The following is a 25,317-nucleotide window of genomic DNA, read 5'->3' as shown; positions in this document are numbered from 1 at the left end:
TCTGTTGTCGGCTTTTCTATTCGAATAAATTTAGTTCAAAACTGCATGAGCTTCTATTTCTATTAACCATTCCGGCAAGGAAAGCCCTGAAACAATAACCCAAGAAGATGCAGGTGGCATATTGGGAAATTTTTCTTTTAATGCTTTCGCAATATCAGCTTGTTCCTCATGGCTATTAAAGCCCTCTTTGATATAAATACGTAACATAGCCACATGAGATAAGTCGCCACCGGCCTCATGCAGTACATGTTCAATATTAATTAATGATTGCACGGTTTGTTCGTAAATTCCCCCAGCAACAGTTTCTTCCGCAGCATTCACACCAACCTGGCCTGATAGAAATAATTGTCGGGTTCCCGTTGTTTCTACGGCTTGGCTAAAGCCATACTGCAAAGAATTGAAGACAGACGTTGGATTTATCAATTTTTTAGTCATTTTTGTTCCATCTTGAATAAAACAGTGAGGCAGTATAAGACTTTTTCTTTTCAATTCATTAAATATCAGGCAAACGTTATTTGATTAGTATAATGAATCAAAAAATATTTTTGCAAAATAACCAGTGCTTGTTCTGCTCCGGGTGGAGTCATCATTAATGTCGCGCCCTATGATATTTAACCATGCCAATACCCATATAAACAGTAATCCAATCAACAAAGTAAGCCAATAAATCAATAAGTTACATTTATGGCACAAATAAAATCATACTATTATTTTAATCAATAATATTCACATTCATTCCACTGAGGTTAAAAGCAATTAATCGTTCAGATACTGAGCCCAAACGGCATGTCCAAGACATCACTTTTCATTTGAATTATTAAGCGCATTCTACATCATGTAGCATTCCCCCCTCTTCTCCTATATTTGCTAAGCGTCTTACATGCGGCACATCACACTTCTCATCATTCATATTGAATACGGTTTTATTACCACGAGATAAAGCCAGTGCAAATATTAGTCACTACATAAATGTTCCCCAAATACACATCAGATATAAAAATCATAATTAACAATTGGTTAAGTTAAAAATGAATAATCTATTGCAGAATTTAATGACTCAATAAATGAAAAAGTAAAAATATCGCGGTTAACTAAAAGTTATAGATACCCAAACAAAACTCATTGTTAAATAAAAGTTACGCAAAGTAACTTAATTTATCGCTAATGTTAAATAACAACAGTGAAAGTTCTGGTAAACTAACTTGAGGTAAAATAATGATCCTAGATGCCAGCTACACTTTATTAGTCGCTTGTTTGGCGCTATTGATTGGTATGTTTGTTGTAAAATACACACCTTTTCTACAAAAAAACCATATTCCTGAAGCCGTTGTTGGCGGTTTCATTGTTGCTATCATTCTACTAATTGTTGATAAAACAGCAGGATACTCATTTACTTTTGATGCCTCGCTACAAAGCATTTTAATGATTACCTTCTTTTCATCAATTGGATTGAGCTCAGATTTTTCGCGATTAATAAAAGGTGGTAAGCCACTTGTCTTATTAACTATCGCGGTGACTATCTTAATTGCTATTCAAAATACCGTTGGTATGGGAATGGCTGTCATGCTTAATGAAAGCCCATTTATTGGTTTAATTGCGGGTTCAATCACACTAACCGGTGGCCACGGCAACGCAGGGGCTTGGGGACCAATACTGGCTGATAAATATGGAGTGACAGGTGCCGTTGAATTAGCCATGGCATGTGCAACCTTAGGTTTAGTACTCGGTGGGTTAATTGGCGGCCCTGTTGCTCGCCATTTATTGAAAAAAGTATCAATCCCTAAAAGCACTGAGCTCGAAAAAGAAACGATCGTCGAAGCTTTCGAACAACCGAGTGTTAAACGAAAAATTAATGCTAATAATGTTATTGAAACCATCTCAATGCTAATTATCTGTATTGTCGTGGGCGGCTATATTAGCGAGTTTTTTAAAGATACCGTCATGCAATTACCAACCTTTGTTTGGTGTTTGTTTGTTGGCATTATAATTCGTAATGTCTTAACGCATGTATTTAAACACGAAGTTTTCGAGCCAACGGTTGATGTTTTAGGTAGCGTTGCCTTGTCCTTATTCTTAGCAATGGCGCTAATGTCTTTAAAATTCGGTCAGCTCGCCAGTATGGCAGGTCCTGTTCTAATTATTATTGCCGTACAAACGGTGGTTATGGTTCTATTTGCAACGTTTGTTACCTTTAGAATGATGGGCAAAGATTATGACGCAGTTGTTATTAGTGCTGGGCACTGTGGGTTTGGAATGGGAGCAACACCAACCGCAATAGCAAATATGCAAACAGTCACTAAAGCATTCAGTCCTTCTCATAAAGCCTTCTTAGTGGTGCCAATGGTAGGTGCATTTATTGTCGATATTTCAAATAGTATCTTAATTAAAATCTTTCTCGAAATTGGTACGTACTTTACCTAGCACACAATCATAAAGGCCAGGCTATAACTTATGTATATAGCCTGGCCTTCACTTTTTTATCTCTTTTTAATTTATACCGCCTAATTTCCTTCACCATTTTCAGTACTAAATGAAGAGTTATTCAGATTAATTTGTATTAATTCGGTAGAATATGCGAATTAATACCAACAGTCGGTTTCTGTGAGTAAAGACAAATAATAGGTTTCTGAAAATGAAATTAAGGCATCTCGATATTTTTTATGCGGTCATGACCTGTGGTTCTTTAACCCGTGCAGCGGAGGTTTTACATATCTCACAACCCGCAGCAAGTAAGGCCTTAAAACATGCAGAACAACAACTTGGCTTAGTCTTATTCCAGAGAATAAGAGGAAAATTAATTCCGACTGCAGAGGCAAACCTACTATTTGAGGAAGCTAAAGAAGTTTATCATAATTTAGATAAGCTCAGAATTTTAGCGCAAAACTTATCACGTGATCCACAAGGTAAATTAGCCATTGGCTGCTTACCTAGCTTAGGGCTAAACTTAGTGCCTGAAGTAACCGCGCAATTTATAAAAAAGCACCCCAATATCAAACTCACGATCGGTACACATCATACAACGGATATTCTGCAGCTATTAACCCAACAAGATCTCGATATTGGTATTGGCTTTAATCTTGAAATTGAAGGGGGGATTACTGTTCTCCCCATTGCTGATATCCCATTAGTTTATGTAGATAGCAAATTACCATTACACTCCCCTGTATCACTCACTGATATCGACCAAGAGCGTTGGATCCACCCTGGTTCTGATTCCTTATCTCAGCTATTACAAAAGCGTCACGAGTTTGCAGAATCAAATATTAGTGTGCACACCTACCATATGGCAGCAGAATTTGTCCAAGCTGGATTAGGCTGCAGTATTACCGATATTTTTTCAGCCGAACACACATTACCTGAATCGATGATTTACCCATTACAGGAAGGTTTACATCTTGCCGTATCTGTTTTTCATCGAGCAGATAAGCCATTAACCAAAGCCGCACAGAATTATGTTAACACCTTGGCATCCACACTCGAAAAAAGAAACAAAGTAGTTAACCAAAAGTTATACTCTAGTAATGAAAACTCAATTGTTTAGTTAGCTTATTCGCCGTTAAATAATAACATCTTGGTTATTATGGGTTACGGATTATTATGACTAAACATGTGGTGGTAATTGGAGCTGGTGTTATTGGTTTAAGCACCGCCTATTCATTAATTAAAGCAGGCCAAACCGTAACATTAGTTGAATCAGATACCGATGTCGGTATGCAAACCAGTTTTGCTAACGGTGGGCAGCTCAGCTATCGCTATGTATCTCCCCTTGCTGATGCAGGTGTTCCTTTACAAGGCTTACGTTGGATGGGGAAAAGTGACTCACCTTTAAATTTAAAAATAATGCCTTCATTACAACAATGGTCTTGGTTAGCGCAATTCACATTAGCTTGTAACCGTAAAACCAATAAAGTTAATGGTGCCCATCTTTTACGTTTATCACTCCTGAGCCAAGAAATAATGAATAAATGGCGTAGCAATGGTGATATCGCTGATTTTGCTTGGGAAAAATCAGGGAAATTAATTATCCACCGTGATAATAAAAGTTTCCAAAAAGCCAGTGAAACGGTTGATAAACAATTTCAAAAAGTATTAACACCCGCTGAAATTGTTGAACTAGAGCCTTCTTTAAAAAAGATACAGTCTCAGCTAGTAGGTGCAATATATGCCCCTGATGATGAGAGCGCTGATTGTTATTTATTCTGTAAAAATCTACTGCAATATTTACTCACACAACCTAAATTTAAACTTTGTTTGCAGCACAGTGTTAAATCTTTCATTACTCAAAATAACGAAGTCACTGGAATAGCCACTCACCAGGGAACGATCCAAGCTGATGATTTTATTGTTTGTGCAGGAAATGGTAGCCACGAATTATTAAAACCACTGAATATTAATGTTCCTATTTTAGGGTTAAAGGGGTATAGCCTAAGTGTCGAATACCCGCAAACTGAACATATTGTTCCGAAAATTAATGTTACCGACTACGCCAATAAAATTGTCTATGCCAAACTGAATGACCAATTACGCATTGCTGCAATGGTTGATATTGGCTATGACAATCAAGGTTTACGTGAAAATAGAATACAAGCGCTCAAAAATATTATAAAAAATACCTTCCCTGAATTACCCAAAATTAACGATGCTGAAAGTTGGTGTGGCTTACGCCCTTCAACACCCAAAGGCCCTCCTTTATTAGGAAAAACTGCCTATAAAAATTTATGGCTTAATATTGGACACGGTAGTTTAGGGTTTACTCTTGCCGCAGGCAGCGCGGAAATATTGACTCAGCTTATAACAGAACAAACATCCCCCATTTCTTTAACTGGATTAACGAGGTAATCATGTCAATTAAACGGAACAACCCGAAACCACGCTTAGCAGACAGCGTTGAATATGCAGGGATAGTTTATTTATCAGGGCAAGTACCTAATGATCTAACTGGCGACATAATTCAACAAACAACTGAGGTTTTAGCGAAAATTGATGCCTTACTCGCTACAAGCGACAGTGATAAAACTCGAATTTTATCTGCTCAAGTTTGGATTAAAGATATGGCAAGGGATTTTTCAGCGTTTAACGCTGTGTGGGAAAAATGGATGCCAGTTGAAAGCAGCCCAGCCCGTGCTGCTGTTGAAGCCAATATGGCTCGAGACCAAGTGCTTGTTGAAATAATGGTAACAGCCGCTAAATTTTAATATTACATTTAATAATAGCAGCGAGATCTTATAATAAAGATCTGCTGCTTTTTATTCATTATTTTTCAATTCATTCTATCAGATAGAAAATGACTATTTTTCAATTTAACAAATATACTCAATCCCATTACGAATAATAATATTTTATTATTTACCACATTAATTAGTATTAATTTTATAAAAATAAAAATCACAAGACTATTATTAATTAATAATTGGAGAAATAAAATGAACGAAACTGTGATTGAATATATTTTATCTAAACTATATGACTTAGGAATTGAAGATATTTTTGGTGTACCGGGTGATTATTCCTTTCCTACTAATGATACGGTTTGTACAATGCCTTATTTACGTTGGGTTGGTAACTGCAATGAACTCAATGCAGCCTATGCTGCTGATGGGTATGCTAGAGTTAAAGGAATGGCCGCATTATCAACAACATTTGGCGTTGGCGAACTAAGTGCACTAAATGCGATAGCGGGTTCTTTTGCAGAACGATTACCAATATTTCACTTAGTTGGGATGCCACCAAGCCAATCACAGCAAAACCAACGCATTGCTCATCATACATTAGGAAATGGAAACTATGATGCATTTTATAAAATGAGCCAGCATATTGTCTGTGCTCATGCCATCATTACCCCTGAGAATTGTATTGAAGAAACAAAGCGACTAATAGCTTGTGCATTACATGAACGACGCCCAGTTTATTTTGGATTACCTGCTGATTTTGCAATGCAGCCTATTATCAAACAAACTAATACCCCCTTATCATTAGAGCCAAAAAGCTGTTCAAAAACGCTAAAAATCACCGTTAATCAGATAATTAATAAATTAATTAATAGTAAACAAGCCTGTCTATTGGCTGGCTCTATATCTTTACGTTTAGGGCTAGAAAAAGAGTTACAAGATATTATTGAACATACCAAAATTCCCTATGCAACCCTCTTTATGGATAAGAGCGTGTTAGATGAAACTAACACACAATATATGGGAATGTATGCAGGTGATTTCATCAATCCACAAGTGACTTCATTTGTAGAAAGCTGTGATTGTATTTTAAATTTCGGCACAATTATGTCAGATTTTAATACGGCTTGTTATACCTCAAATATTAAAACTGAAAACATCATCCATATTATGGATAACTACGTAATTATAGATGGCCAATGCTACAATAATATTTATATGAAGGATATTCTTTTAGCCTTAAAGAATAATTTAATATCTCCTACTCATTATCCTTTTAGTCAAAATTCATTCCCAAGAGCACAATCACTTGGGGAGCCAATCGTTTCAGCCACAAAAGAAATAACGGAAACATTCTTATACCCTCGATTAGAAAAAATGCTCAAACCTAACGATATGATATTTGGTGATACAGGCACATTCACCATGGGCTTAGCATTTGCACTTTTACCTAAAGGTGCATCCTTTCAAACTCAATCTTTGTGGGGATCAATTGGTTGGGCGACTCCTGCTGCATTAGGTGCAGCCTTAGCATCTCCCTCTCGTCGTATTATTTTAATAACCGGTGAAGGTGCTCATCAATTAACTATGCAAGAAATTAGTCAATTTGCACGATTCGGATTAAAACCTATTATTTTTGTTCTAAATAACGATGGCTACCTTATCGAGCGACTATTTTGTCGAGAACCTGAATATTATTATAACGATGTTGCTAAATGGAATTATGCACAACTACCTTCGGCACTTGGGTGTGATGATTGGTATTGTAAAAAAGTAACAACCTGCGAGGAACTCAATGACACCTTACTGCATATTGAAACTCTAGAGACCGCAGCTTACATTGAAATAATTACCGATCGGTATGATGCATCAAAATATTTGGTGAAAATGGGAGAAGCGATTACCTCCATATATTAACTAGATTATTTGTAATTAGCTCCGCCATCTAAAATGGCGTGAGCTATTAGAAATACAATTACGTTATATTTAATTTATACCCATCAATTTCTTAGTTTTATATGCAGTATCTGATGAGGTCACGCCATTTTTATAAGCAACAATGTCGGCCATTATCGCTAAAGCAATTTCAGGTGGTGTTTTGCTACCTATCGGAATACCAATGGGGGCATGGATACGCTCTATTTCCTCTTCCATCATCCCACCGGATGCGATAAGCCGTTCACGACGGCGAGCACTCGTTCTTACTGACCCCATTGCACCAATGTAAAAAGCATCTGTATTAACCGACTCCATCAGTGTTAAATCATCAATTCGGGGATCATGGGTTAAGGAAACAATGGCAGTATTTGGAGAACAACCTTGTTCTTCTAAATAGCGAGCGGGAAATAAAGAAACAACCTCAACTTGAGGTGGAATTTGTGGTGCAAACCGCGCTAGTTCGTCTTCTCGGTGATCGCAAATAATGACCTCAAACCCTAATGTTAAGGCAAAATTAGCGCAATAAGCTCCGGCGGTAGAAATTCCTGCAATAATTAACCGAGGAGGAGCCGCAATATATAGCTGAATTTTATCACCATCACGTTCTATCTGTGTTGGTTGCTCTGATTTATTAGCTATATGAATTTCACCGCTCTGCGGCAAGGTGACTTTCTTGATAATCGCCGAATAACCCAATAGCGCATTTTGGATCTCAACAAGGTAATGAAGCGATTTTTCATTATTGGGTAAATATTCAATCAAAACATCTAAGCTGCCATCACAGGGCAAGTTGACTTTAGTTTCAATCCCACCTCTTCCATAGCGAACAATTTGGCTGCGACTAACATAATCAATATTTTTGATTCGTTGAATAAAATCCTCTTCAATGCAGCCACCAGAAAGCGAGCCTACATATTGGCCATTCTGTTTTGCAACCAGCAAGGAGCCAGGACTTCTAGGTGAAGAGCCATAAGTATTCAATACCGTACATAACCAAACTGGCTGCTCTTTTATCCAATCAACAGCTTGGGAGATAACAAAAACATCTTCACGCAACATATTTGTTCCTTACTCGTTATCAACACTTGGATAATCAATATCTTTCACAACATTTTCATCATTTATGTCTAGTTTATAGACAAAATTATTCTGTAATATTGATTTTGCCCCTTCATCTCCAGACAATTTAATTAAATCTGAATAATATTTTGCAGATATTCCCACAGGATGTCCCGGCAAGCCATTATATACTGGCCGTACTAATGTATATTGTTTTAATTTATTCGCTACACGGATAAATAAATGGCTATTGATGTATGGCATATCCGCCAAATGAATTATCCACCCATCTAAATTTGAAGTGTTTTTAACACCAAATGCGATTGAGTCGCCTAACCCATTACTATTAATCAATGAGTATGGAATATTAAATTGTAAACAATTATTAATGACACCTTCATTCTCAGGCCGCGTTACCACATGCATAGGAAGTCCACTATCAATTGAATTACATAGTGTTTTTTCAAAAACTGTGTTTTCCTCTAACACAAAGTTTAATTTACTTCCTTTACCTCCAGCATTTTGAAAACGTTCACTTTTTCCTGCTGCCAATATTAAAATGCCAATATTCATAGTTTTTATTTTAAATCGATATACTGATTGCATACCTAATAAATAAAGTATATTCAGTAAGATCACAAGAACTACTTAATCATTAATTTGAAAATTATTAAGAGAAGTATAATATAAATGTGATACAAGTAATTTTTCTATGTGACTATAAAAATAAAAATACTGATGTAATAATAATAAGTGTAAGGGTGTATTATGAGCAAAAGCAATGTCGAACTCTCCCGCAGACACTTTCTAAAATGTGCCGTTATAGCGGGAATATCTGTTTATTTAGCCCCTTTGTATAGCCGTGCTTTCGATGTGCTATTCGAAGAAAAAATCCTTCAATCTCCTGACTGGAACCCGGTCGACAAACAAATCAAATTCCGTATTGATGGTTTTGCCAAAGTCCAAGGGGAGAAAGTCTTCGCCAGAGACATTCGTGCACGTGATATCCCTCACTGGCCAAAACAACAAGGCCATGCATTTTTACTCCGCGTGACTCAAGCCGATAAAATTTACCAAGGCTTTAACCTTGATCTGCTAAAAGATGGCCTGATGCCTGACCGCATCGTAACCGCAAGTGATTTAGAAAAAGATGGTGTCGCTTTCCCTGAATTTTATGGCGAGGATCTATTGCTTCCTGAAGGAAAAACACCAGCCTACCTCGGCCAAGCCATCGCATTATTGATTTACCATGATTTTGCTAAATTCCGTTTTGCCAAAGAAACCTTAAAATTCCGTGACGATGTTATCCAATATGGCGCATTAACTGGCCCATTAGAACGAGACCCATGGGGAAGCTACCGTGGCGTGCGAGTTGGCAATGAAAACCCTTATGAGCCCGATATTTACTCAAGCCTAAAAGACATGCCAATCTCCCCTATTGGCATGAAAAAACACTTACCCGTTTGGCCTGAAGGCCGCGAAGGTGGAAAATTAGACCAACAAGGCATGCTATATGCTGATGAGCTCGCCAAACAACTGGAAAACCCGCCAGAAGACTGGTTAGTGATCAAACGAAAATACTTTTCTCAATCGATAGATACTGCCGCCTTAGAGCCTGATAATGCTAACGGTTGGTACGACGCCAAAACACAGTCATTCCATCTTGTTATTCCGACACAGTCCCCTCAGGAGGTTGCGGCATCATTACCAGAGATGTTGGCAAAATCACATTTCCCAATTAAGCAAATTTTCCTACACCCTTGTTTTACCGTTGGTTATGGTTCTAAAGACCACACTCCATTCCCCTATTATGGGGCGATGGCAACATTATATGGAGACGGAGTCCCTATTCGTCTGGCTAATGACCGTTATGAACAATTTCAATCCACCATCAAACGCCATGCTTTCGATATGGATTACACCCTAGCGGTTAATAAAAAAACGCATAAAATTGAAGCTCTTTCAGCTTCTTTTATCGGTGACGGCGGTGGTCGCTGTAATTTTACGCCTTCCGTTGTTATGGTCGGGGCTACAGGTGCTCAAGCTATCTATTATATTCCCCGCAGTGATTTATCTGCGGTCGGTATTGCATCACGAGCAGTAGATGCAGGTTCAGCTCGCGGTTATGGCACATTACAAGCCATGGCTGCAACCGATATGTTAATGGAAGAAGCCGCAAAACTACTCAAAGCCGACCCCATCGAGTTCCGCCTTAAAAATATCATCAAGTCTGGGATGAAAAATACCCAAGGGGCAATCCCTGGTGGCGCTATTCGTGCAGATGAAGTGTTAACTCGCTGTGCTGCGCATCCAATGTGGACAGATAGAGCCAAACGTAAAGCCGACTTCGAAGCGAAAAATAGCGGTAAACTATTTGGCACAGGGATTTCTTGTGTGCAAAAAGACTTCGGAACAGGCGCGGAATCCTCCTTTGCTCGCGTGGAACTCACCCCCGAGGGGAAAATTGCCATTTACCATAGTGGTGCAGAAATTGGTACAGGCATGTCCACGTCCCAATCGGTGGTTTGCGCTAAATGGTTAGGAAAGCCTGCGGAACAAGCTCATTTTTCTGTTGTTGATTGGTCAATTTTACCGATGGTATCGACAGGTAACCCATTTGCCATGTCACAAGATGAGCAAAACCACCTAGCTAAAAACCCATTATGGACACCGAACTACTGCTCACCTGCGAGTGCCAGTAATTCCGCCTATTATTTCACCCATAGCACCGAAGCGGCAGCGCGCCTTATTTTTGAACATGGGTTATGGCCAGCGGCTATGTCAATTTGGCAAGAAGGCATTGGTGGCGGGCAAGCTGCTCCTCTCGTTGTTCGTCGTGAAGATGCACGTTGGGTTGCTGAAGGCTTAACCGCTGATGGGCTCGAGGTGCTGAGTTTATCGCGCTTAATTGAACGCACTTTTGCAATGGGCGGAGTAACCGGCGCAGTGTGCCACGTATTTAACCGCTGGCAATGGGCTGAAGCGGAATTCCCTATTCAGGGAGAAACCCGCCGTTTACCGATTGATGGGCTATCGCTACGATTTGCCGATAAAGAATACCAAGTTTGCCACCGCGAAAAAGCGTATTACCCTGATACACAAAGAAATAATGCCGGAGTTACATACTACAGTGCCGTTGCCACGGTGACAGAGCTCTCCATCGACAAAGCGACGGGACATGTTGAATTACTCAACCATCACAGCGTGGTGGAATGCGGTAATCTCATTGTTCCACAGCTGGTTTCAGGGCAAATTCAAGGTGGATTAGCAATGGGTATCGGCCATGCGCTCCATGAATATTTACCTCTCTACGAAGATGGCCCCGGTAATGGGACATGGAACTTCAACCGTTATCATCTCCCTCTTGCCAGTGACGTTGCTGTTTGGCAACAAACCAACGAAGTCCTACCAGGACTTTCGGACACTGACCCGCCGAAAGGCGTTGCTGAGGTTGTTATGATCCCGGTGGTTTCAGCCATCGTTAATGCCATTGCAGATGCAACTGGTCATCATTTCTTGCATTTGCCTGTACGCGCAAAAGACATTTTAGAGGTAATATCATGAGCCTAAATTTCCTTCCCCTTACCTTAACCATTAATGGCCAACAGTATGGACCAATGGACGTACCTGAAGGCCTCATGATGATCGACTTTCTTCATGAATATGTCGACTTAACAGGTTCTCGCCTAGGCTGTGGTCAAGGTATCTGCCATGCATGCGTTGTTATCTTAGATAATCCATCTGGTACCAGCGAAGAGATCCGCACCTGTATTACTGGCGCCCATTTTTTCAATAATAAAAGTATTCGGACTATCGAAGGGGCGGCCACTAAAGAAGAAAATGGAGAGGTAAAACTATCCCCGGTTCAGCAAGCTTTTGTTGAGCATTTCAGTTTTCAGTGTGGCTACTGCACCCCAGGGTTTGTGAATGCCGCTACCGTATTTATTGAAGAACTTCAGCGAAACCCTATTGCAGAAGAAGAACTAGAAGATGCTATCAAACAAGCTCTAAATAACCATATTTGCCGTTGTACGGGCTATGTCCGCTATTATGAAGCAGTACGCGATGTGGTTCTTGCGACTCCTGGTCTTATCAAGGAGGCAATAAAATGATCAAACGAATTATTTTATGGTTGATAGCCATCGCTATCATCGTTTGGGCGGTGCTCTACTGGTATGAAAGCCGTACCTTAGATGGCCCGGTACAAAAAGTCACCGCGACTCCCCAAGAAATTGAGCGGGGCCGTTATCTCGCCCTTGCTGGTGACTGCGCTGCATGCCACACCAGCACTGATGGCGCGCCATTAGCCGGTGGTTTTCCTCTAGATACTCCATTTGGGATAATCTACAGCAGCAACTTAACCCCTTCAGCTGACTTTGGTATCGGCCGCTGGACAAAAGATGATTTTTATAAAGCACTGACCCAAGGAATTTCACCGCCGAGTAAAAATCTTTATCCGGCCATGCCTTATACCTCTTACAAAGGGATCACTCGTGAAGATTCTGACGCTATTTACAGTTATTTGATGAGTCAACCCGCAGTTGATGTCGCGCCACCTGAAAATTCATTGCCATTCCCATTGAACCAACGTATGGCAATGATTGGCTGGAATTTATTGTTTTTTAACGACAAACCGCTCCCAGATAGCTCACAAGGTAGCTCCTCTGAATGGCTACGTGGCCGGTATTTAGTTAATGTATTAGAGCATTGTGCCGAATGCCATACGCCAAGAGGGAAACTGGGTGAAATGGATTTAGATAACTTTATGAAAGGCGGTGCATTAGGCCGTTTTATGGCGCCAGATATTACCCCGAAAGCGCTTGCAGAACGAGGATGGACAAAAGAAGATTTACAGCAGTTTTTCATGACTGGGCTCACGCCACAAGGTTCCGCCTACAGTGATATGCACCCTGTAATTTACCTGAGTTCACAACATTTAACTCCAGAAGATAATAGTGCCATAGCCACCTATTTAATGGGCGACAACCCACCAGCCACTTCACCATTAAGAATGGGGGAAGGTAACGCACAAGGCCGCCAAATTTATTTAGAAACCTGCTCCGGCTGCCACTCCTATGATGGTAGCGGCAAACCGAATGTTGCCGTGGCAATGAAAGGGAATTCAACATTACGTGATGCGGATAGCACTAACCTAATTAACGCTATTTTAGATGGTTTACCTGAACAGCCGTTTCCTAATAACCAAAACATGCAAAGTATGCCAGGGTTTGCTAATAAGCTAAATGACCAACAAATTAGTGAGTTAGTGAACTTCCTTCGCGTTCAATGGGGAGGACAGCCTGCCGATGTCACCCCGGAGCATATTAAATCTTTACGTCAATAATGACGAAAAATGACCAGTCGGGCTTGTTAATATTTAATGAGCCCGACTGGCCTCTATTTAATCCCCTTATAGGAATATACTTTATATAATAGAATACATATTGATTTAATTATTCATTAATAAGAATTAATATCATTTAAATAAAATACATTCTAATAAAGCTCAGTTATTTTATTCAATACTGTCATATTAAGATGACTCCAACAATATTATTCACTTTCTTGTATAAATCCCCTTACTCATTCTTGATATATCATTACAGATACCCATAATATTTGTGTAACTTACTGAGCTATTTGATATTAGCCATCAAATTCCGAACAGATTTAATCGAAATAAAATAGTCTTATAATGAGTGGCTAAGAAATATTATTTCTCTCCATTGCTCATAATAAAACCCCTAAAAATATTATCAGGGAGCACACCATGTCGGGACATATTTCTAGACGCAATTTCATCAAACTGGGGACTATTGCGGGCATTGCTGTGATGGTCGGCAAACTCCCTTTTGCGATAGCAATGGAGCTCGATTCTGACTCTCCATCAACGGATTGGATTGGTCAAAACGGTAAAGCACGTTTTCGTTGGGATGGCGTTGAAAAAGTTACTGGGCGTAAAAATTTTGCTCGTGATTATCGAGCCAAAGACATCCCCGGCTGGCCAAAAAAACAAAGTTATGCCTTTATGTTAAAAGCGACAGAGGCAGATAAAACCTTTGAAGGCATTGATATTTCAATGTTAGGGCCAAATCTACAGCCTGATAAAATTGTTTTACAAGAAGACCTTATCCGTGATGGCTTAAATATCCCTCAAGACACCAGTATGGGGAAAGGCTTTTATGGCACCAATATTTTAGTTCCTCTAGGGGATACCCCGCCGATTATTGGCCACCCGGTTGCTATCTTGATTTATCATGATTTCGATAAATACAGTGCAGCACAGCGGATGTTACGCTTCGCCACAAACACCGTAAAATACGGAACGGTGACAGGGCCAAAACCGCCCGCTAACTACGGTGCAGCACGGTACGTGCGTATCGGTGGTGACACCCCGCTTTCGCCTTCTATCTTTTCCCCTTATCAAGATTCGGGTATTAAAGGTGGGTTCGATGGCAATACGCCTATTTGGCCACCTTATGACCCCAAACACTCCATTTCAATTCCACCCGTAATCCGTAAAGATCGTGGTGGCGGCTTTATTCAAGCCCTTCATCAGGCAGAAAAGAGCCCTGATAAACAAGAAAAAGCGATGGATTATGCACGGCAAATTGAGCAAGAAATCGCAGCCGCTCGCCAGAACCCTGATAAGTTTGTGATTGAACGCCATGGCTTTTCACAATCCATCGACCCTTGCGCGATGGAGCCTGATAACTGTAATACTTGGTATGACGCACAAACCAAAACGCTGCATATATTAACAGCAACGCAATCTCCTGCTGGTGTGGTCAATGCCGCGGCTGAGCTATCTAAACACAACAAACATTTTTCCGTCGAAAACATTGTATTATTAACCGGTTCGACTGTCGGTTACGGCTCAAAAGACTATTCAGTTTTCCCTTTCTATTCGATGGTTGCCAGTTTCTACGCTGATGGCTTGCCTGTTCGCATGGCAAATGACCGCTATGAACAATTCCAAATGGGGATGAAACGCCACTCCATCGAGATGGATGTCACCATTATTGGTGATAAAAAAACCGGTAAATTTGATGTTTTAAAAGGCACTTACAACTGTAATGGTGGAGGCCGTGAAAACCTCTCCGTTGCCGTATCCCACGTTGCGGTACGCGGCGCCCAATCTATTTATTATTTCCCTAAATCTGACCTCACCGCTCTCGCCATGGCCACTCCGGCTGTCGAAGCGGGCTCAATGTGTGGCTTTGGTTCCTTGCAATCGATGGCTGTCACTGAATTGATGGTCGATGAAATCGCTCACAACCTCAATATTGACCCGATTGAACTGCGCCGCCGTAATGCTATTTTAGAAGGTTATCCGAATACACAAGGTGGTGTTATCGCCGGTGACCCACGCAATGTCGAAATGTTAAATCTCGCAGAAAAACACCCGATTTGGGTCGATCGTGAGAAAAACAAAGCCAATTATGAAGCGAAAAACCCCGGTAAGCTATACGGTGTTGGCTTCGCACAAGTGCAGCAAGTTTATGGCTCTAGTGGTGTCCCTACCATTCTTTCCCTCGAATTTGATATCAATGGCAAGCTAACAATGCGCCATTGTATGCAAGAGATTGGTACAGGTGGTACAACCGCGCAGCAAGTAATGGTATGGCAAGCACTCAGCAAAGCCCCTGATGTAGTTGAGTTTGGGGTGACTGAGTTTGAAGAACTACCGCTTAAAACCAGTTGGGCCGACCAGAAAAAACAAGACGAATTGTCCAAAACTGATCCCTATTGGACTCCGGCTCTGATCCCTGACATGAGTTCATCGAGCGGTGTTTATTACATTGGGTTCGGCACGCGCCAAGCGGGTCATTTTTTATTGGAAAATACCCTCTGGCCTGCGGCCAAAAGCATTTGGAGTGAAGGCCCCGGCGGTGGTGCGTTCAACGGCTTAAATGTTGAATTTGCCGATATTCGCGTTGGCCCAGAAGGTATTGGCGGTGGCGGAATGAAGCCCATTCCTTTTGACATTTTAGCCAAAAGAGCCCATGAGATGGGGCTTATCACCGGGGTTGCTGTTCACGGTTATTCCAGCTGGCAGTGGGCTCGCGCAGAGTTCGATATCCCAACTGTGGGCTTAAAAAATCTGCCTCTTGATGCGATATCCGTTCGTTATGGCGAGGGTGCGCCACAAGAACTAAAAAAACAGATGACAACTGGCGGTTATCATTTTATTAAACGTAAAATTGCCTATTACCCACCCACACAACGCGCAAAAGCAGACCCCACAACGGTCACACCCGCTTCTTGCCTAGTCGAGCTCAACGTCAACACGATGACAGGTGAGGTCGATGTCATGCGCCACCATATGATTATGGACCCCGGTACGATGATTGTCCCTGAATTAGTTTCAGGCCAGATCCAAGGAGGTACCGCGATGGGTATTGGCCATGCATTGATGGAAGAATTACCACTGTATGAAGATGGGCCAGGTAACGGGACATGGAACTTTAATCGTTATGTCCTGCCGCGCGCAAAAGATGTGGCGGTTTGGCAGCAAACCATTGATTACTTACCACCTCTCTCAGAAACTTCGCCACCAAAAGGCATGGCTGAACTGGGGATGATCCCAATCTTACCTGCGACGAGTAATGCATTAACCCATGCGACAGGCAAGCGTTTCTATGAATTTCCTATCACGGTAGATAAAATTAAAAAGGCACTCTCATGAAAATCAACAATGCCGTTCCGATTATTGAGCGCAAGCCACTAACACTGACCATTAACGGCCAAAAAGTTGGTCCTATTGATGTCCCTGTTGGGATGCCAATGATTGAGTTTCTACATGAATACCTAGACCTCACTGGCACCCACTTTGGTTGCGGACAAGGGATCTGCCATGCTTGCACCATTATGGAAATCCAGCCCGATGGTTCAACGGTTGAAAGCCGCACCTGTATCTTTGGTGCCCATTATTTCAACAATAAAAATATTGTGACCATCGAAGGGCAAGCCAAACTAGATGAACAAGGCAAAGTTGTTGAATTAACGCCAATTCAACAAGCTTTTATCGAAAACTTTTCGTTCCAATGCGGTTATTGTGCGCCCGGTTTTGTCACGGGCGCGACGGTATTTCTTGATAAACTGAAGAAAAACCCAGTGAAACGTGACCAACTCGAACACGCCATTGAAGAAGCCCTCAATGAGCATATTTGCCGTTGTACAGGTTATGTACGCTACTATGAAGCTGTGAGGAAAGTCGCTCTTGACACTCCTGGCTGCGTGATCGACTAGGGGGAAACATCATGGCTAAATCCAGCTCTCTACGTAAGAGCATTTATATTATTATCTTATTATTCATAATATTAATGCTTGCGATCCTGTTTGGCGCTTTTCGTACCTCCAGTATCGGCCCTGATTTAGATAAACCGCTGACCTCAGAAGAAGTCGCCAAGTTACTGCCTAGAGGACAAGAACTGGCAACCGCTGGGGATTGCTTTGGTTGCCACTCATTACCTGAAGGGCCATTGGCTGCGGGTGGTCGTGCTATCGGAACCCCTTTCGGTACCATTTACTCCACAAATATAACGCCTGATAAGCAATTTGGTATCGGTAACTATACCCGTGCTGATTTCCATCGTGCTTTGAAAGACGGAATTGGCAAAGAGAGAGGTAATCTCTACCCTGCGATGCCGTTTGTATTTACCCATATGACCACATCGGAAGATATTGATGCCCTGTATGCTTATGTGATGTCACTTCCACCAATGGCGGTGCCAAACAAAGAAAATACCGGGGTATTTATCCTACCCGTTCGCCCATTTATGAACTTCTGGACTTTACTCAATTTTCCTAAACAAAATGCGCCCCATGACCCGCAACGCTCTACCGAGTGGAACCGTGGCGCGTATATTGTCGAAGGTTTGGCACACTGCGGTGCTTGCCACTCACCACGTAACCTAATGATGGGCGTCGAGTTTTCACGGTCACTTCAAGGGGGTGAAGAAGCCGGTTTAGCGATCCCTGATATCACGGCAGAAGCGCTTTCCAAACATGGGTACGATACCGCCTCTTTGAGCCAGTTTTTACTGACAGGCAATGCCCCACAAGGCTCTGCATTTGCAGACATGAGCACAGTAACCCATTTTTCCACCAGTCAGATGAAAAAGAGCGATGTGGATGACATGGCGATTTATTTGATGACCGATAAACAAGGAAAAATACTCGGAGCCAAAGCTCCACCAACGCCATTACCTGAAGCAAGTTCACCAGAAGTGGGTGATGTCAGTCAAACCATGGAAACGGGCCGCTTGATGTATATGTCTACCTGCGCAGGCTGCCACGGGATCACCGGAGAAGGTGTGCCAAATGGTATTCCAGCGTTAAAAGGTAATGCTATCCTAGCCATGGACAGCCCTGAAACCTTTATCAGTGTGGTACTAACTGGTATTCCAACCACCACCTTCCCGAACGGGCAGCGTATGTATGCCATGCCAAGTTTTGCTGATGATTTAACGCCTCAAGAAATGGCAGATTTAATTTCATGGGCACGTGCTGAGTGGGGTGGACAAGGTAAACCCGTCACCGCCGAACAAGTTGAAAAACTGAAAAAAGCAGCGCAGTAACTAAAATACTCCTCGGCGACTTATATTAGCTCAAAGAGGAGTATTCATAATAACGACATAAGATATGACTAAAAACCCCTTACTAAAAATTAAGAAGTTAATTAAGGGGAAAAGACGTTTTTCTATATTAGATAATAGCGCATCATGACATACATAAAGGCGCCAAAATACATAATGAAAAATACGATTAAAGACTCAGCGCTTCAATTCTGAAATAAGTCAGTTTAACCTTACACGCTAACATCACATCCCCTATTCCGCTTCCACCAAGTAAAGCATCACCTTGACGTTGACACTCACTGGTTCTGAACGCCAGAAAAGCATCCTGTGATTTTTTTAGAGAAGCAATCGCTTGTGCTGTTGCAGAAGAGTCAATTTTTTTCAGTTCAGTTTCATTATCTGCAATTGATTTACTCATCATCTCATCTGCTCTATCTAGCTTACTTTGTAAACATGCTTGAACTGCTGTCCGTGGAGCATCTGCAATCTGCTCATAGCATTCGTTGAGAGGATCCGTTGCTAACCCAGGTACTGGGACATTACTAGCATAAACCATCACAGGCATAGTCATTGCTGCAGCGATAAATAATGCTTTTGATGTACTTAACTTCATAAAAACCTCTCAATTTGTATATGAAGTGCCTTTTTAACTTATACGAATAAAAAAATCGATATAACACACTAACTTTATGGACTATTCTTAGTATTTACTCATAGTAATAAAACTTATCCTACAGTCTAGATTTTTATCTTGAATTTGCATATTCCTAATATGAGGCAAAATCCAGAACAACATGCCTACATAAATTTCATTTTTAGTCATCAATTTTACCTTTGTATCACTAATACATATTTCAGACACTTTATCACCAAATGCACGTTGCTCCCGATAACCTCAACGTAATACCATAAAGAAATCCATGGCTAACACGTTTGCCTACTCTCATTTGATACGATCTGTGGTATTTTAGTCTCTGAACACCTCACAGAATTTAGTTAACTCAATACGTTAGAACAGACAACATTATGACTGATAAGCAAAGTTTCGAATCCCACACACCAATGATGCAGCAGTATCTAAAACTAAAAGCACAACATTCAGACATACTGCTGTTTTATCGCATGGGTGACTTCTACGAATTGTTTTTTGATGATGCTAAAAAAGCGTCTCAACTGTTAGATATTTCCCTCACCAAGCGAGGTCAATCCGCAGGGCAGCCGATCCCTATGGCGGGTGTCCCTCACCATGCTGCAGAGGGTTACTTAGCTAAATTAGTACAAATGGGTGAATCCGTCGCCATTTGTGAGCAAATTGGCGACCCAGCGACCAGTAAAGGGCCAGTTGAGCGCCAAGTAGTACGCATTGTGACACCAGGCACAATTACCGATGAAGCCCTATTAAATGAAAGGCAAGACAACCTTTTAGCCGCGGTATGGCAAGACCAACAAGGTTTTGGTTTCGCAACATTAGATATTACCTCAGGCCGCTTTATTATAAGTGAAATTGCCGACGAAGAAGCATTACAAGCCGAACTGCAACGCACTCGCCCTGCTGAACTTCTATACCCCGAAGATTTCGCCAGTATGGCATTAATTGAACATAATAAAGGCCTACGTCGTCGCCCACTGTGGGAATATGAACTCGATACAGCAAAACAACAGCTAGGTTTACAGTTTGGCACAAAAGATTTAATCGGTTTTGGAGTTGAAGACGCACACAAAGCGCTCAGAGCCGCAGGCTGCCTATTGCAATATGTAAAAGACACACAGCGTACTTCACTGCCCCATATTCGCAGTATTGTGATGGAAAAACAAAATGATAATGTCATTTTGGATGCAGCGACTCGTCGCAATTTAGAGATCACCCAAAACCTTGCAGGTGGTACAGAAAACACACTTGCCGCTATTTTAGATATGTGTGTGACCCCAATGGGCAGCCGTATGCTAAAACGTTGGCTACATACCCCATTGCGTAATATTCAAGTATTAAATAACCGCCAACAAGCTATTAGTGCATTGCAAGAATGCGGCTTTGAATTGCAACCATTTTTGCGCCAAATAGGGGATTTAGAACGCGTATTAGCACGTCTAGCCCTACGTTCTGCACGCCCACGCGACTTAACCCGTATGCGTTACGCATTCCAACAATACCAAGATATTCATCAAATACTAAGCCAATCAAGTTGTTCGTATTTACAGGCCCTTCAAAATCGTATTGGTCAATTTGATGAGTTACAAGACTTACTTGAAAAAGCCATTATTGATGCGCCACCTGTATTGGTACGTGATGGCGGAGTTATCGCCCCGGGTTATAACAGTGAACTCGATGAATGGCGCGCCCTTGCTGATGGGGCAACCGACTACCTCGATAGGCTCGAAATTCGTGAAAGGGAAAAACTGGGGATCGATACCCTAAAAGTCGGTTATAACGCGGTTCATGGCTACTATATTCAAGTTAGTCGCGGTCAAAGCCATTTAACGCCTATCCATTACGTCCGTCGCCAAACGTTAAAAAATGCGGAACGCTATATTATTCCTGAACTCAAAGAGTATGAAGATAAGGTATTGACATCAAAAGGAAAAGCACTCGCTATTGAAAAAGCGCTGTATGATGAGCTGTTTGATATGCTATTGCCTCATCTTGCTGCGCTGCAAACCAGTGCTGAAGCACTTGCTGAGTTAGATGTCCTAGCCAACCTTGCGGAGAGAGCTCAAACTCTAGGCTACGCTTGCCCACAACTAACTGAAAAACCGGGTATTCAAATTACTGAGGGTCGCCACCCTGTTGTAGAACAAGTGCTTAGCGAGCCGTTTATTTCCAACCCGTTATCACTGTCACCGCAACGTCGTTTATTAATTATTACTGGTCCAAACATGGGCGGTAAAAGTACCTATATGCGCCAAACAGCATTGATTACCCTGTTAGCATATATCGGTAGTTTCGTCCCTGCCAGCAAAGCGGTGATAGGCCCAGTCGATCGCATTTTCACCCGTGTCGGTGCCTTGGATGACCTTGCATCTGGCCGTTCAACATTCATGGTCGAAATGACAGAAACCGCTAATATTCTTCATAATGCGACAGAGCATAGCTTAGTACTGATGGATGAAATTGGTCGCGGGACTTCAACCTATGACGGTCTTTCTCTTGCTTGGGCTTGTGCTGAGAATTTAGTAAATAAAATCAAGGCAATGACATTATTTGCAACGCATTATTTTGAATTAACAACACTGCCTGAAAAACTCGAAGGCGCGGTCAATATCCATCTCGATGCTATTGAACACGGTGATACCATTGCTTTTATGCATAACGTTCAAGACGGTGCCGCCAGCAAAAGCTATGGCCTTGCTGTCGCTTCTCTTGCCGGTGTACCAAAGGAAGTGATTAAACGGGCAAAACAAAAACTTAAAGAACTCGAAGTTATCTCAAACAATGCCAATGCGAGCCATGTGGATAGCGCCCAGCTTAGCTTTTTAACCACAGAAGATGTCGAGCCATCACCAGTATTAACTGCTCTCGCTGAAATTGATCCAGATAAACTCACTCCGCGCCAAGCCCTAGATTGGATTTATCGGTTAAAGGATATGGATAACTAACATGGATGAGTATGCGCAATTACTCACTCCAATCAGGCAGTTTCTGCAATGTGAAACGCCTGATGCGTGGGTAAAAAAAGCGAGTTTGCCTGAAAACTTGTCCATTATCTTAAAAGACCATTTGTTATGTGAATTAAAAGCCGCGCAAAGTGCGATGTTTTTAATTCGCAAATATGCCGTTGATAAAGAAAGTGCGGCAGTCCTACTCGAATGGTTTAAACCTTATGAATCATTTGCTTATGATAGGGTTGGTGACATCCATACATTAAGAAACAAAAATCAGGTTTCTAAGCAGATATTGGCAAAAAAACAATCACCTTATAGCCAAGACTTAATTGATAAAATGGTCTTGCTTATCAAAGAAGAACTTCATCATTTTTACCAAGTTCTAGAGATCATGCATGAACGTAACATCCCCTATGATGGCGTCACTGCAAGCCGTTACGCCAAAGGGTTGTTGAACCATATCGACCCGCACGATCCAAAAACCTTAGTTGATAAGCTAATAATTGGAGCTTATATCGAAGCGCGTTCTTGTGAACGCTTTGCTAAACTCGCCCCATTTCTTGATGAGCAGCTGGCAAATTTTTATATTTCATTATTACGCTCAGAAGCTCGCCACTATCAAGATTATTTGCACTTAGCACAATTAATTAGTAAACAAGATATTACTGAGCGAGTTAATTATTTTGGTATTATTGAAGCTGAATTAATTTCGACACCTGACGATGATTTTAAATTTCATAGTGGTGTCCCCATTAACTAAGCTTGTTCTCTATTATTTACATATAAAAGCCCCTATAAACCTTAGCTTATAGGGGCTTTAACTACCGAATCAACACCCTACATATTAAATAGCGACTCCAGAGTCAGCTCTTCGCCATGTAAAATATCTTTTAATCGCTTTAAACCTTCTACTTGGATCTGACGAACACGTTCTCTTGTTAACCCAATTTCACGGCCAACTTCTTCCAGAGTTTCAGCTTCATAGCCTAAAAGCCCAAAACGTCGTGCTAAAACCTCCCTTTGTTTTGGGTTCAATTCATATAACCACTTAACAATATTATCTTTTAAGTCATTATCTTGAATTGTATTTTCTGGACCTGAATCATTATCATCAGACAATACCTCAAGCAAAGATTTCTCTGAGTCCCCTGCAATTGGCGTATCAACAGATGTGATACGTTCATTTAAACGTAACATCCTACTAACATCTTCGACAGGTTTATCTAGCTGCTCAGCGATCTCTTCAGGGCTTGGCTCATGGTCCAACTTCTGGGCTAATTCACGTGCAGTACGAAGGTAAATATTGAGTTCTTTAACGATATGAATAGGAAGGCGAATAGTTCGAGTTTGGTTCATGATCGCGCGTTCGATCGTTTGACGGATCCACCACGTTGCATACGTCGAGAAGCGGAACCCTTTTTCAGGATCAAACTTTTCAACAGCACGAATCAACCCAAGATTTCCTTCTTCTATCAAATCGAGTAATGCGAGACCTCGATTATTATAACGACGTGATATTTTTACAACGAGACGAAGGTTGCTTTCTATCATGCGCTGCCGTGATGCGATATCACCCCGCAATGCACGTCTTGCATAAAAAACTTCTTCTTCTGCTGTAAGGAGTGGTGAGAACCCAATCTCACTAAGATAAATTTGAGTGGCATCCAGAACACGTTGATTTGTGTTCTGGAGTAAATCCATTTCGTCATCTAGCTCAGTAACCAGATCCTCTTCTTTAAACTGACTCTCGTCAAAAGTGTCATTTAAATTACTTTCGTCGAGGTCATTATATAACTCGTTAACTTTCAGCGAACTTTGGCTCATCAGTGACTCCTACCCTAGATAATGCGGACAGAATGTCAAAGCACTCTGCCCAGTTTATCGTTGCGGTAAATAACGCAACGGGTTTACTGATTTTCCCTTGTAACGAATTTCAAAGTGTAGTCTAACCGAACTAGTTCCAGTACTACCCATAGTGGCTATTTTTTGACCCGCAGTGACGTCCTGCTGATCACGCACAAGCAATGTATCGTTGTGAGCATAAGCACTTAGATAGTCATCGTTATGTTTTATAATTATTAGATTTCCATATCCACGCAAGGCATTACCCGCGTAAACGACTTTTCCTGGCGCAGCAGCAAGCACAGCTTGGCCTCGAGAACCGGCGATATCTACCCCTTTGTTCCCACCTTGAGCATCAGAGAAACCTTCAATCATTTTCCCTTCGGCTGGCCAACGCCATTTTATTGACGAATTATTCGTACTACTGACTGCGGTAGAAGCGGTTGTTGTCGAGGCTGTTGTCGTCGTTGAAGCCTGCGTTGCAGGTTTCTTATTATTAGGCAACATCTTACCTGAATTTTGACCACCACTGTTTGCAGGATACTCATTAGTTGTTCGAAGATCAACCGCTTGCTGATGACTATTTGATGAATTTGCCGCTAATTGAGTGTTCGAGTTCACATTTGTGTTACCAATATTAATAACCTGCCCGACATTGAGACTGTAGGGCTCTGGAATATTGTTTCGCGATGCTAACTCACGGAAATCATTACCTGTTAAGTATGCGATATAGAATAACGTGTCACCACGCTGAACCGTATAGCTATTACCGTTATAACTGCCTTTTGGAATACTGCCATAATCACGGTTGTATACAATGCGCCCTTCACCATTAGTTGTTACAGGCCCTGAGCTACGACTTACAGGCTGAGTATTTGTATTACTTGATAAATTAGGACGAGACGATGGCATTGCCGTGCTCATCCCCGTATTTGGTGACGAGGCCGGTGTCGTCCTTTGCACCGTTTGCTGGCTAGACTGGCTATCATTCACACTCGAAATAGGTGCCGCTGTATGATACGGTGTAGAACAACCTGCCAATAGCGCTCCGCTAAATGAAAAGATGACGGCCCATCGAATTCTGCTTATAGGGCTAACAATTTTCATGCTTCTTCTCCCGTGAAGAA

The 25,317-nt window shown here is 41.5% G+C and carries 19 protein-coding genes; 13 read left to right on the top strand and 6 right to left on the bottom strand.

Going from position 1 to position 25,317, the window contains the following annotated elements; all coding sequences use genetic code 11:
- Positions 1-30: 30 nt before the first annotated feature.
- Positions 31-435 (bottom strand): RidA family protein, encoded by a 405-nt coding sequence (locus PR809_RS18525; RefSeq protein ID WP_166265784.1) that lies wholly within the window; start codon positions 433-435, stop codon positions 31-33.
- Positions 436-1,215: 780 nt separating this feature from the next.
- Between PR809_RS18525 and gltS the strand changes: the two genes are divergently transcribed.
- The 5 genes from gltS to PR809_RS18500 all read left to right on the top strand — a co-directional run bounded on the left by gltS (position 1,216) and on the right by PR809_RS18500 (position 7,085).
- A complete protein-coding gene (gltS, locus tag PR809_RS18520; protein WP_102140088.1) occupies positions 1,216-2,421 on the top strand; it encodes a sodium/glutamate symporter in 1,206 nt (401 codons plus the stop codon).
- Between the two features lie 211 nt (positions 2,422-2,632).
- A complete protein-coding gene (locus tag PR809_RS18515; protein WP_102140089.1) occupies positions 2,633-3,541 on the top strand; it encodes a LysR family transcriptional regulator in 909 nt (302 codons plus the stop codon).
- Positions 3,542-3,597: 56 nt separating this feature from the next.
- On the top strand, positions 3,598-4,839 hold the full coding sequence (locus PR809_RS18510) for a D-amino acid dehydrogenase (RefSeq protein ID WP_206277092.1): 1,242 nt from the start codon (positions 3,598-3,600) through the stop codon (positions 4,837-4,839).
- Positions 4,840-4,841: 2 nt separating this feature from the next.
- On the top strand, positions 4,842-5,195 hold the full coding sequence (locus PR809_RS18505; protein WP_166265790.1) for a RidA family protein: 354 nt from the start codon (positions 4,842-4,844) through the stop codon (positions 5,193-5,195).
- A gap of 228 nt (positions 5,196-5,423) precedes the next feature.
- The gene (locus PR809_RS18500; RefSeq protein ID WP_206276320.1) at positions 5,424-7,085 is read left to right on the top strand and encodes an alpha-keto acid decarboxylase family protein; all 1,662 of its coding nucleotides are present in this window, start codon (positions 5,424-5,426) and stop codon (positions 7,083-7,085) included.
- 69 nt (positions 7,086-7,154) lie between these two features.
- Here the strand turns inward: PR809_RS18500 and PR809_RS18495 are convergent, their stop codons facing one another.
- A complete protein-coding gene (locus PR809_RS18495; protein ID WP_272524615.1) occupies positions 7,155-8,165 on the bottom strand; it encodes an XdhC family protein in 1,011 nt (336 codons plus the stop codon).
- Positions 8,166-8,174: 9 nt separating this feature from the next.
- Complete coding sequence (locus PR809_RS18490) at positions 8,175-8,804, bottom strand: nucleotidyltransferase family protein (RefSeq protein ID WP_272524613.1); 630 nt, start codon at positions 8,802-8,804, stop codon at positions 8,175-8,177.
- Positions 8,805-8,933: 129 nt separating this feature from the next.
- Here PR809_RS18490 and PR809_RS18485 point away from each other — a divergent pair, with 129 nt between their 5' ends.
- The 6 genes from PR809_RS18485 (at position 8,934) to PR809_RS18460 (ending at position 18,748) form a co-directional block, all read left to right on the top strand.
- Positions 8,934-11,729: a xanthine dehydrogenase family protein molybdopterin-binding subunit gene (locus PR809_RS18485; RefSeq protein ID WP_206276306.1), complete on the top strand. Its 2,796-nt coding sequence runs from the start codon at positions 8,934-8,936 to the stop codon at positions 11,727-11,729.
- Positions 11,726-12,277, top strand: a complete 552-nt coding sequence (locus PR809_RS18480; RefSeq protein WP_102140096.1) for a (2Fe-2S)-binding protein — start codon at positions 11,726-11,728, stop codon at positions 12,275-12,277. The genes PR809_RS18485 and PR809_RS18480 overlap by 4 nt, the downstream gene beginning before the upstream one ends.
- The gene (locus tag PR809_RS18475) at positions 12,274-13,509 is read left to right on the top strand and encodes a c-type cytochrome (RefSeq protein ID WP_206276307.1); all 1,236 of its coding nucleotides are present in this window, start codon (positions 12,274-12,276) and stop codon (positions 13,507-13,509) included. The genes PR809_RS18480 and PR809_RS18475 overlap by 4 nt, the downstream gene beginning before the upstream one ends.
- 426 nt (positions 13,510-13,935) lie before the next feature.
- Complete coding sequence (locus PR809_RS18470; protein WP_272524611.1) at positions 13,936-16,854, top strand: xanthine dehydrogenase family protein molybdopterin-binding subunit; 2,919 nt, start codon at positions 13,936-13,938, stop codon at positions 16,852-16,854.
- The gene (locus PR809_RS18465; RefSeq protein WP_102140099.1) at positions 16,851-17,417 is read left to right on the top strand and encodes a (2Fe-2S)-binding protein; all 567 of its coding nucleotides are present in this window, start codon (positions 16,851-16,853) and stop codon (positions 17,415-17,417) included. Before PR809_RS18470 ends, PR809_RS18465 begins: the two co-directional genes overlap by 4 nt.
- Before the next feature lie 11 nt (positions 17,418-17,428).
- The gene (locus PR809_RS18460; RefSeq protein WP_241098676.1) at positions 17,429-18,748 is read left to right on the top strand and encodes a cytochrome c; all 1,320 of its coding nucleotides are present in this window, start codon (positions 17,429-17,431) and stop codon (positions 18,746-18,748) included.
- 187 nt (positions 18,749-18,935) lie between these two features.
- Here PR809_RS18460 and umoC read toward each other — a convergent pair whose 3' ends face one another.
- Positions 18,936-19,361: a lysozyme inhibitor LprI family protein gene (umoC, locus tag PR809_RS18455; protein WP_206276309.1), complete on the bottom strand. Its 426-nt coding sequence runs from the start codon at positions 19,359-19,361 to the stop codon at positions 18,936-18,938.
- A gap of 413 nt (positions 19,362-19,774) precedes the next feature.
- Between umoC and mutS the strand changes: the two genes are divergently transcribed.
- Both mutS and miaE read left to right on the top strand, forming a co-directional pair.
- A complete protein-coding gene (gene mutS / locus PR809_RS18450) occupies positions 19,775-22,342 on the top strand; it encodes a DNA mismatch repair protein MutS (RefSeq protein WP_206276310.1) in 2,568 nt (855 codons plus the stop codon).
- A 1-nt stretch (position 22,343) separates the two neighbouring features.
- Positions 22,344-23,108, top strand: coding sequence for a tRNA isopentenyl-2-thiomethyl-A-37 hydroxylase MiaE (miaE, locus tag PR809_RS18445; protein ID WP_206276311.1), 765 nt, complete (start codon positions 22,344-22,346; stop codon positions 23,106-23,108).
- A 77-nt stretch (positions 23,109-23,185) separates the two neighbouring features.
- Here the strand turns inward: miaE and rpoS are convergent, their stop codons facing one another.
- Positions 23,186-24,172, bottom strand: coding sequence for an RNA polymerase sigma factor RpoS (gene rpoS / locus PR809_RS18440; RefSeq protein WP_102140104.1), 987 nt, complete (start codon positions 24,170-24,172; stop codon positions 23,186-23,188).
- A gap of 54 nt (positions 24,173-24,226) precedes the next feature.
- Positions 24,227-25,297 (bottom strand): murein hydrolase activator NlpD, encoded by a 1,071-nt coding sequence (gene nlpD, locus PR809_RS18435; protein ID WP_166265820.1) that lies wholly within the window; start codon positions 25,295-25,297, stop codon positions 24,227-24,229.
- Between the last annotated feature and the right edge of the window lie 20 nt (positions 25,298-25,317).

It is taken from the genome of Providencia sp. PROV201, assembly GCF_028479545.1.
GTDB classification, from domain to species: Bacteria; Pseudomonadota; Gammaproteobacteria; order Enterobacterales; family Enterobacteriaceae; genus Providencia; species Providencia huaxiensis.
Note: the sequence above shows the minus strand (reverse complement) of the source record. Positions and strands in the feature narration are given on the sequence as shown.

Coding starts and splice junctions, on each gene's coding strand:
- PR809_RS18480 (WP_102140096.1), top strand. CDS start 11,726: ATGAGCCTAAATTTCCTTCCCCTTACCTTAACCATTAATGGCCAACAG.
- nlpD (WP_166265820.1), bottom strand. CDS start 25,297: ATGAAAATTGTTAGCCCTATAAGCAGAATTCGATGGGCCGTCATCTTT.
- miaE (WP_206276311.1), top strand. CDS start 22,344: ATGGATGAGTATGCGCAATTACTCACTCCAATCAGGCAGTTTCTGCAA.
- PR809_RS18510 (WP_206277092.1), top strand. CDS start 3,598: ATGACTAAACATGTGGTGGTAATTGGAGCTGGTGTTATTGGTTTAAGC.
- PR809_RS18500 (WP_206276320.1), top strand. CDS start 5,424: ATGAACGAAACTGTGATTGAATATATTTTATCTAAACTATATGACTTA.
- PR809_RS18515 (WP_102140089.1), top strand. CDS start 2,633: ATGAAATTAAGGCATCTCGATATTTTTTATGCGGTCATGACCTGTGGT.
- PR809_RS18460 (WP_241098676.1), top strand. CDS start 17,429: ATGGCTAAATCCAGCTCTCTACGTAAGAGCATTTATATTATTATCTTA.
- PR809_RS18475 (WP_206276307.1), top strand. CDS start 12,274: ATGATCAAACGAATTATTTTATGGTTGATAGCCATCGCTATCATCGTT.
- mutS (WP_206276310.1), top strand. CDS start 19,775: ATGACTGATAAGCAAAGTTTCGAATCCCACACACCAATGATGCAGCAG.
- PR809_RS18495 (WP_272524615.1), bottom strand. CDS start 8,165: ATGTTGCGTGAAGATGTTTTTGTTATCTCCCAAGCTGTTGATTGGATA.
- umoC (WP_206276309.1), bottom strand. CDS start 19,361: ATGAAGTTAAGTACATCAAAAGCATTATTTATCGCTGCAGCAATGACT.
- PR809_RS18505 (WP_166265790.1), top strand. CDS start 4,842: ATGTCAATTAAACGGAACAACCCGAAACCACGCTTAGCAGACAGCGTT.
- PR809_RS18470 (WP_272524611.1), top strand. CDS start 13,936: ATGTCGGGACATATTTCTAGACGCAATTTCATCAAACTGGGGACTATT.
- PR809_RS18465 (WP_102140099.1), top strand. CDS start 16,851: ATGAAAATCAACAATGCCGTTCCGATTATTGAGCGCAAGCCACTAACA.
- rpoS (WP_102140104.1), bottom strand. CDS start 24,172: ATGAGCCAAAGTTCGCTGAAAGTTAACGAGTTATATAATGACCTCGAC.
- PR809_RS18485 (WP_206276306.1), top strand. CDS start 8,934: ATGAGCAAAAGCAATGTCGAACTCTCCCGCAGACACTTTCTAAAATGT.
- gltS (WP_102140088.1), top strand. CDS start 1,216: ATGATCCTAGATGCCAGCTACACTTTATTAGTCGCTTGTTTGGCGCTA.
- PR809_RS18525 (WP_166265784.1), bottom strand. CDS start 435: ATGACTAAAAAATTGATAAATCCAACGTCTGTCTTCAATTCTTTGCAG.